Raw genomic sequence first — 8,402 nt, 5'->3', positions numbered from 1 at the left:
CGGGGGAGTCGACCGCAGGGAGACGGGGGTCATGCCGGAGGCGTGCCTTCGGCATGTCTCCCCCCACGCCACGCCCGGCGACCGGCACCACCTTCAGCCGAGAATGCCCCGCATCGCCGTCAGGAAAGCCCGCACTTCCCCCATCGAGTTGTAGTGCGCCAGCGACACCCGGATGCAATCGGCCTGCCCCAGGGGGTCCAGCACGTTGCCCGAGTAGTGATCCGCCTTGCGGGTATGCGTGCGGATGCCGGCCTCGTTCAGCGCCGTGACGATCTCGGCTGAAGGGCGCCCTTCGGCCCAGAAACTCACCAGCCCCTCGCGGCCCGCGTTGTCGGTGCCGCCGATAACGGTCACTCCGGGCAGGTCGGCCAGCCCGGCCAGGTTGCCGGTGCCGTGGATCATCGCCTGGCACAGCGCCGCCTCGTGGGCATGGATCGCCCGCCGAGCCTCTGCCAGCCGCTCGGTCCGCGTCGCCGCATCCGACACCTGCGCGCCCAGCCAGTCGAAATAGCTCACGACGTCCGAGAAGGTCGCATAGGCGCCGGTATCCCGCGTGCCCAGTTCCCAGTTGCCCTCCGGCCCGCCGATCAGCGCATCATGCGCCAACGCTGTCAGCCGGTCCGAGGCCCAGGCCACGCCGTAGCCATGCCGCGAAAAGACCTTGTACGGAGAGATCACGTAGCCGTCGACACCCGCACCCGCCACGTCGATATGGCCGTGGCAGGCGTGCTGGATGCCGTCGACGATGATGAAACACTCGGGCGCCACGGCGCGGATCGCATCGGCGATCCCCGGCAGGTCCATCCCGATCCCTGTCACCGGCGACGTGTGCAGGATCGTGGCCACCGCCGTGTCCGGCGTCACATGCGCCGCATAGGCATCGGGCGTCACCCGCCCCGTGGCGTCCTCATGCGGGATCAGGACATGCCGCCGCGAGGATACCCCGGCCCAGCGCGCCATCGCGCTGCGCGATGCAGGGTGTTCCACGGTCGACCCCAGCACGCTCCCCGGCCCCGCACCCAGGCAGGCATCCCGGATCAGCCGGAACAGCAGTTCGGTGCCGCTTTCGCCAAAGATCACCGCACCGCCCTCGGCGCCCAGGAAATCGCGCACATCCGCCCGCGCCCTGTCGATCACCTCGACCAGCGCCCTGGAGGCCGGGTTGTCGCGCCCCTGGTTGTCGGGGATCGCCGCGAACCGCGTCGATGTCTCGACCACCGATTTCAGGGTCAGTGCCCCGCCCGCGTTCTCGAAGAACACGCGCTTGCCGGTAAAGGGGCAGTCCTCGACATGGGCAAAACGCCCGCGAATCTCGCTCAACAAGGCATCTTCGAACATCAGTGTGGTTTCCGTTCTTCCCGTTCCACGGCCTGCGCCGCCTCTTCCATGTCCTCGGGATCCTCCGAGGGGATCGCGTAACTGCCGCCCAGCCACTTCGCCAGGTCCACATCGGCGCAGCGTTTCGAGCAGAAGGGCCGGTACTCGGGGTCAGTGGTCTTCGAACAGATCGGACAGCTCATATCACCTCTCTCAACGCCACGCGGTCGCGCTTGCGCTGCAGTTCCAGCAGGCCCAGCGTCGTCCATCCCGCCACCACGGTCTCCGTGGTCTCGGCCTTCAGCGCCGCCTTCAGCACGCTTTCGACTTGGCGGCGGTCCTTTTTCACCATCGGCGCCGGGTCGACCACGATCTGCCCCCCCAGACCGCGCAGCCGCAGCTGGCGCGGCAGGTCCCGCATGGCGGCGATATTCGCTTTCAGCCCCGCCGCCGGAGAGGTATCGCCGCCGGTGTTGATGTCCACCGCCACCAGCGCCGAGGTCGGTTCGATCAGCATCGACCCGCCAGAGGGCAGCACCACACGCGCCTTGCCCAGCGCCTCGATGGTCTCACCCAGTTCGTGCCGGTCGAATGCCCCCTCGGCGTCGTCCAGATCCGCCGGGCCGACCCATTCGCGCCAGGCCAGCGCATGCGGGCCGTCACCCTCGACCAGCAATTCCGCGTCGCCGATGGTATCCGCCAGCACCGCGCGGGCCAGGTCCGACATGGCCAGCAGGTCATCCATGACCTCATCCGCCAGGTCCGGATGCGCCGAGGAGCGCAGGATGACCCCCGCCCCCTCTGGCAAAGGGTTTTCAGAGATGACGTCATGCGCGATCTCCAGCAGGGCATCGCGGGTCTCGTCGTCGCGGATCTGGCGCGAGACGTTGATCCCCGGCGCCCCCGGCGTGACGATGGCATAGCGCGACTTGAACAGGATACGGTTGGTCACCGGGATCGCCTTGCCCGGTTCGGCATAGCCTGTCACCTGCACCAGCAGCCGGTCGCCGGGGCTCAGCCCCTTGACCTGCCGCAGAAAGGCATTGCCGTCGGGCGTGCGCAGGAAGAGCCCGCCCTGCCCTTTCATCGGCCGTTCCACGACGCCGCGATAGATCGACCCGGGACGCGGCAGGTCCGCGTCGATCAACAGGTCTTCCAACTGCCCGTCCACCAGCAAAGCAGCCGCCTCGCGGCCTTTCCACTGGTCCAATACGATTGTGCTGCCCTTCATGACGCGTCCCTGTAAAGCGGATAGCCCGCTGCTTGAAGCAGATTTGCCGTCTCGGCCAGCGGCAAGCCCACCACGGCGGTGAATGACCCGCTGATCCAGGGGATCAGCGCCCCCGCCGGTCCCTGGATGCCGTAGCCGCCCGCCTTGCCACGCCAGTCGCCGCTGTGCAGGTAGGCATTCAGCTCTTCGTTGGACAGCATCTTCATCTTGACCTGCGTGACCACGTCCCGCTCCCAGACCTTTTCACCCCGGCGCACTGCGACGGCGGTGATGACCCGGTGGCGCCGCCCCGACAACAGGGTCAGGAACTGCGCCGCCTCCTTTTCATCCGCCGGCTTGCCCAGGATGCGGCGGCCCATTGCCACGGTGGTATCCGCCGACAACACGATCTCGTCCGGGTCCGAGGGAATCGCCTCGGCCTTTTCCCGGGCCAGCCGCACGCAATAGGGACGCGGCTGTTCCCCCTTTTTCGGGTCCTCGTCGATATCCGGCGGACGGATGTCATCGGCCGTGACACCAAGCTGTGCCAGCAGCTCGCGCCGGCGGGGGCTGCCGGAGCCCAGGATCAGGCGGGGCTTTGGGGACATGGACGATTTCCTTGCAACGGGGACAGGTCAGGCTTCACCAGAGGCGCCGCGCGGATGCAAGGGTGCGACAGGCGCCGCCACGCGAAAAAGCGGCTTGAAAGCCGCTTTCAACGCGCTTCGCAAGCGCGTTCCCCGCATCACCCGGCGAACACCGCAACCGGAAAGGCTGCGCGCCGCCGGTCTTGCAACTTACTTGAAGCGATAGTTGATCCGACCCTTGGTCAGGTCGTAGGGGGTCATTTCCACCTGGACCCGGTCTCCCGCGAGGACACGGATGCGGTTCTTGCGCATCTTGCCTGCCGTATGCGCGATGATCTCATGGCCGTTGTCAAGCTCGACCCGGAACGTCGCGTTCGGCAGGAGTTCCTTCACGACACCGGGAAATTCGAGCGTATCTTCCTTGGCCATGTTCTCTCCTGAATCGAAAACCGCGCTCTAGGCGCGGCGCGCCATAATATGCGCCTGCAGCGCGGGGAATTCAAGTCACATCTCAGCGCAGGGCAACCACCTCCGGCGCGCCGTCCCGGCCCACCTGATCGTCCCAATGCAGCCGGTTCAGAACCACGCCCTCACGCCGCACCCGCGCCACCGCGCCCGGGTCGATCTCGGCATAGGTCCAGCCGGGCCGGTTCAGCACACCATCGGCCAGGATGCCGGTTTCGGGAAAGCCGATGTCCGGCGGGCCGAAGACGGCCCCACGACCGACGCTGACATCGATCGACTCGCTCCAGTCCGCCTCCCCCACGACCGAGGACATGACCGCGACACATTGCGCCTCCAGCGCGCGGGCCATAGCGCCGATGCGCACCCGGCTGTGCCCGGACAGCGCCTCTGTCACCGAGGGCACCAACAGGATTTCCGCCTCCTGCAGGGCCCGCCCCAGCAACGGATATTCGCTGTCATAGCAGATCAGGATACCGATCTTGCCCAGCACCGTGTCGAACAGCCGCAGCGGCCCGCCCGGCACGACGTCCCAGTCCTCGCGCTCGAACCGGGTCATGATTTGCTTGTCCTGCACGCCCATCTCGCCCGAAGGCGCAAAGAAGCGCGCCCGGTTCACCGGACGCGGCCCGATCGCGGGATCGAAGACCGGTGCCGAGGCGGCCAGGATATGCACCCCGAACCGCCGCGCCAGCGAGGCGTGCAACGCATCGGCGGCGGGCACCCGCTCGGACACCGCGTGCAGGCTGGCTTCTAGGTCCAGGGCGACTTCGCGGCCTGCCAGTGTCGCCAGTTCCATCGCGCCGTATTCGGGAAAGACCAGCAGGTCGGCCCCCTCGCCCACAGCCTCACTCACCCATCGGGTCAACTTGGCCTCGTAAGCCTGCCAACTGTCCAGAAATTCCGCCGGGTACGCCGCCGCTGCAACCTTCATCTCACTGCCTCACAATGCCCGCATCCAGAACTGGAGCGGCTTTTCCGTCTCCACCTCCTGGTCGATGTCCTTCCAGCGGAACCGCGCCACCGCGCCCTCCAGCGGTTCATAGCCCCGCTTGCGCCAGAACGGATCAAGCGGCGCGTAACCTGCAGGCCGCAGCGGGTGATCCTTGGGACGCACCACCCCGCAAAAGACGCAGTACCGCCGCCCAAGCTCGCGCGCATGCGCTTCGCGCAGATCAAAGAACCGGTGCCCGATGCCGTGCCCGCGATACTCGGGCAAGAGCACCGACTCGGCACAGTAAAAGATCTGGGACAGGTCAAAGCCCATGCCCTCGAAGACCCCGGCAAAATCCTCGGCGTGATCCTCCAGAGGGGTGCCCGTGGACGCCCCGACAAGCCTGTCGCCGTCAAACGCCCCGACCAGCACCGCGTTTTCGCTCTCGCGGTAGGTCTGCAGATAGCCGCGCTCATAGGCGAAGTCCCCGTCATAAAGATAGGGAAAGGCACGGAAAACCGCGATCCGCAGCCGCGCCACGTCATCCAGCGCCGCCTCCAGCGCGGCGCCTGTCAGCACCTCGACCCGCATCACGAGACCTGCGCGGTCCAGTCTGCGAGGTTGTAATAGGTGACAACCCGGCTGATCTTGCCGCCGTCCAGCGAAAAGAACGACCCCGCCGGCAGGCGATAGGTCTGTCCGCGTGCCTCCGGCAGCCCCTCGTCCGTCTGCAGGTAGGTGCCGTTGACGGTGAATTCCGCCGCAGCCCGGCTGCCATCCTCGCTCTCGAAGACCACCATATCGGTCAGATTTTCACGGTAGCAGCGGCTCATGTGGGCGCAGAACGCCTCGAACAGCTCTTTGCCGCGCCGCACTTGTCCCTCGTTGACGTGATGTGCCACGTCATCCGACAGGCACTCCAGCATTCCCGCCGTGTCGCCCGCATTGAAGGCCGCGAAATACTTCGCCACCACGTCCCGCGCCTGACCCATTGCGCAACTCCCTGTTTCTTCTCTCTGAAAATACTCGAAAAAGCGGTGCAGCCGCTTACTCCGCACTCCATTGATCGCCCAGCCGCTTGACCAGCTGGTCCCGCGTCTGGCGATAGGCGTTCAGCTTCTGCTCGCGCGTCTCGCCGATGCCTGTCGGATCCATGATCGGCCAGTATTCCACCGTCAGGTGGTAATAGCGTGTCAGGTCCAGCGCCCGCCGCTGCGAGGCCGGCGACAGGGTGACGATCAGGTCGAATCCCGACAACATCTCGCCCATCTGCTCCATTTCCTCGAAACTGCGCGATCGGTGCCGTTCCAGCTCTACCCCGATCTCCGCGCAGACCGAAATCGCGAAACCGTCGATCTCGAGATCGTTCACGACACCGACCGACTGCACATAGGTCTCTGTCCCGTACAGCTTTTTCATGATGCCCTCGGCCATCGGGGACCGAACGGCATTGTGGTCGCAGGCAAAGAGGATCGACTGCGGCAGCTCCGGCACCTCAGCCCCCGAAATGCAGGACGCAGACCAGGGTGAACAGCCGTCGCGCTGTGGCGTCGTCGACCTCCACCTTGCCCTCCAGCCGCTCCTGCAGGATGCGCGCGCCTTCGTTGTGAATGCCCCGCCGGGCCATGTCGATGGTCTCGATCTGGCTGGGCGGCAGGGTCCGCACGGCATCGAAGTAGCTCTTGCAGATCTGGAAGTAGTCCTTGACCACCTGCCGGAAGGGCGACAGCGACAGGTGGAATTCCGCCGCCTTTTCATGATCTTGTGTGCTGACGTCAAAGACCAGCCGCTTGTCCCGGATCGACAGCCCCACGTTGTAGGGCCCGGGCGGCACGGCGCGATCCTCGCGCGCGGGCAGGACAAAGGAATTCTCTTCCATCAGGTCGAACATGGCCACGCGCCGCTCCTGCTCGATCTCCGGCGTCGGCGGAGGCAGGTTGGCATCATCCAGTTCGATATGCGCGATGCGGGTCATGGGCAGCATCCTGAAAACTCGCATTGGCTTAGCGCGGCCCGCCCCCGGGGGCAATGGCACCAAAGGGTCAAATCTTGTGCCCGGACCGGCCCCGCCTCAACCCTACAGCAAGTCCGCCACCAATTCGGGCGGACGGCACAGCCGCACGCCTTTCGGCGAACAGACGATGGGCCGTTCGACCAGTTCGGGATGCGCCACCATCGCCTCCAGGAAAGCTGCCTCGTCAACCCCCTCCTCCAGCAGTCCCAGGTCCTTCGCCTGATCACGCGCGGTGCGCAGCGCCTCGCGCGCCGTCAGCCCCGCCACGGCAAACAGTGCCTGCAACTGCGGCACCGTCCAGCCCGTCTGCATGTAGGGCACGACAACAGGCTCCTCGCCCGCCTGCCGGATCAGCTCCAGCGCCGCGCGCGACTTCGAACAGTTCGGGTTGTGAAATATGACGACCGTCATGCGAAGCCCCTTCAGCAATTGAGTTTTTCAAGCCGCGCCGTCACGCTCAGCCCATGTGCCTCCAGGCTTTCGGACCGCGCCAGCACCTCGGCTGCCGGGCCGATGGCGCGCAGGCTGTCCGGCGTCATCCGCGCCAGCGTCGTCCGCTTGAGGAAATCCATCACCGACAGACCGGAAGAGAACCGGGCAGAGCGCGCCGTCGGCAGGACGTGGTTCGGCCCGCCGACATAGTCTCCGATGGCCTCGGGCGTCCACTGGCCCAGGAAGATCGCCCCGGCGTGTTGGCATTTCCCGGCCAGCGCCTCTGGGTCGGCCACGCAAAGCTCCAGGTGCTCGGGCGCGATCCGGTTCGACAGCGCCGCCGCCTCGTCCAGGTCGGCCACCGTGATCACCGCCCCGAAATCGCGCCAGGAGGCCCCCGCGATGGCCCGCCGCTCCAGCGTCTGCAAGCGCGCCTCGACGGCCTCCGCCACCTGGCGGCCAAATGCCTCGTCGGTGCAGATCAGCAGCGCCTGCGCGCTCTCGTCGTGCTCTGCCTGGCTCATCAGGTCCAGCGCGATCCAGTCCGGATCGGTGTCTCCATCGGAAATGACCAGTATCTCGGACGGGCCGGCGATCATGTCGATGCCGACCTTGCCAAAGACCCGGCGCTTGGCCGCCGCGACAAAGGCATTGCCCGGCCCGGTGATCTTGTCCACCGGCGCGATGCTCTCGGTGCCATAGGCCAGCGCGGCAATCGCCTGCGCGCCGCCGATGCGATAGATCTCGTCCACCCCGGCAATCCGCGCCGCCAGCAGGACCGCCGGGTTCACGACCCCGTCCGGCGTCGGCACGCAGATCGCCAGCCGCTCAACACCCGCCACCTTGGCGGGAATGGCGTTCATCAGCACCGACGAGGGATAAGAGGCCAGCCCCCCGGGCACATAAAGCCCCGCCGCAGACACCGCCCCCCAGCGCCAGCCCAGCGTGGCGCCTTCCGGGTCGGTCCAGCTCTGGTCCTGCGGCATCTGTCGGACGTGGTAGGCGCGGATCCGCTCGGCCGCCGTTTCCAGCGCCTGGCGTTCGGCCTCGGGCACGCGCGCGCACTCCGCCTCGATCTCGGCCTCGGAAAACCGCAAGCCGGCTGCGTCCAGCTCCAGCCGATCGAATTTCGCGGTCAGCTCCAACACCGCCGCATCGCCGCGCGCACGCACGTCCGCGATGATCTCCGCCACCACGGAATCCACGTCCGGGCTGTCCTCCCGCTTGGCCCCCAGAAGGGCCTGAAAGGCGGTTTCGAAATCGTCCTGGCGGCTATCGAGAAAGACGGGCATGGGCACCTCCGCTGTATCCAGCGCCTCTTAGCCCGCCCGTCCGCCGGCCTCAAGCGCCACGACCGGCGCGCTCCGCGTCTCAAACCATCTGCTTGAGCGCTTGCCATCCTCGGCAGACCGGTACTCAGCCTGTTCCCCGGAGCCCTCCGTCGCT

At 66.7% G+C, this 8,402-nt stretch carries 12 protein-coding genes; all 12 read right to left on the bottom strand.

Going from position 1 to position 8,402, the window contains the following annotated elements:
• Nucleotides 1-93: 93 nt before the first annotated feature.
• On the bottom strand, nt 94-1,338 hold the full coding sequence (locus tag PVW46_RS23035; protein WP_069209013.1) for an aminotransferase class V-fold PLP-dependent enzyme: 1,245 nt from the start codon (nt 1,336-1,338) through the stop codon (nt 94-96).
• Nucleotides 1,338-1,520, bottom strand: coding sequence for a DNA gyrase inhibitor YacG (locus PVW46_RS23030; RefSeq protein WP_043138201.1), 183 nt, complete (start codon nt 1,518-1,520; stop codon nt 1,338-1,340). Before PVW46_RS23030 ends, PVW46_RS23035 begins: the two co-directional genes overlap by 1 nt.
• Entirely contained in the window at nt 1,517-2,548 is a 1,032-nt protein-coding gene (locus PVW46_RS23025; RefSeq protein ID WP_069209012.1) for a ribonuclease E/G, read from the bottom strand. The genes PVW46_RS23030 and PVW46_RS23025 overlap by 4 nt, the downstream gene beginning before the upstream one ends.
• Nucleotides 2,545-3,135 (bottom strand): Maf family protein, encoded by a 591-nt coding sequence (locus PVW46_RS23020; RefSeq protein WP_043138207.1) that lies wholly within the window; start codon nt 3,133-3,135, stop codon nt 2,545-2,547. Before PVW46_RS23020 ends, PVW46_RS23025 begins: the two co-directional genes overlap by 4 nt.
• Before the next feature lie 189 nt (nt 3,136-3,324).
• On the bottom strand, nt 3,325-3,543 hold the full coding sequence (gene infA, locus PVW46_RS23015; protein WP_023849011.1) for a translation initiation factor IF-1: 219 nt from the start codon (nt 3,541-3,543) through the stop codon (nt 3,325-3,327).
• A gap of 82 nt (nt 3,544-3,625) precedes the next feature.
• Complete coding sequence (locus PVW46_RS23010) at nt 3,626-4,510, bottom strand: carbon-nitrogen hydrolase family protein (RefSeq protein ID WP_069209011.1); 885 nt, start codon at nt 4,508-4,510, stop codon at nt 3,626-3,628.
• Nucleotides 4,511-4,519: 9 nt separating this feature from the next.
• A complete protein-coding gene (locus tag PVW46_RS23005) occupies nt 4,520-5,101 on the bottom strand; it encodes a GNAT family N-acetyltransferase (RefSeq protein WP_069209010.1) in 582 nt (193 codons plus the stop codon).
• On the bottom strand, nt 5,101-5,502 hold the full coding sequence (locus PVW46_RS23000) for a ketosteroid isomerase-related protein (protein ID WP_069209009.1): 402 nt from the start codon (nt 5,500-5,502) through the stop codon (nt 5,101-5,103). The genes PVW46_RS23005 and PVW46_RS23000 overlap by 1 nt, the downstream gene beginning before the upstream one ends.
• Nucleotides 5,503-5,557: 55 nt before the next feature.
• Nucleotides 5,558-6,004, bottom strand: coding sequence for an arsenate-mycothiol transferase ArsC (locus PVW46_RS22995; protein ID WP_043138215.1), 447 nt, complete (start codon nt 6,002-6,004; stop codon nt 5,558-5,560).
• A gap of 1 nt (nt 6,005) precedes the next feature.
• Nucleotides 6,006-6,485, bottom strand: coding sequence for a UPF0262 family protein (locus PVW46_RS22990; RefSeq protein ID WP_043138217.1), 480 nt, complete (start codon nt 6,483-6,485; stop codon nt 6,006-6,008).
• 102 nt (nt 6,486-6,587) lie between these two features.
• Nucleotides 6,588-6,935, bottom strand: a complete 348-nt coding sequence (gene arsC / locus PVW46_RS22985; RefSeq protein ID WP_069209008.1) for an arsenate reductase (glutaredoxin) — start codon at nt 6,933-6,935, stop codon at nt 6,588-6,590.
• 11 nt (nt 6,936-6,946) lie between these two features.
• Nucleotides 6,947-8,248 (bottom strand): histidinol dehydrogenase, encoded by a 1,302-nt coding sequence (gene hisD / locus PVW46_RS22980; protein ID WP_069209007.1) that lies wholly within the window; start codon nt 8,246-8,248, stop codon nt 6,947-6,949.
• Nucleotides 8,249-8,402 lie beyond the last annotated feature (154 nt).

The organism is Mameliella sp. AT18 (genome assembly GCF_028807275.1).
Lineage (GTDB): Bacteria > Pseudomonadota > Alphaproteobacteria > Rhodobacterales > Rhodobacteraceae > Antarctobacter > Antarctobacter albus.
Note: the sequence above shows the minus strand (reverse complement) of the source record. Positions and strands in the feature narration are given on the sequence as shown.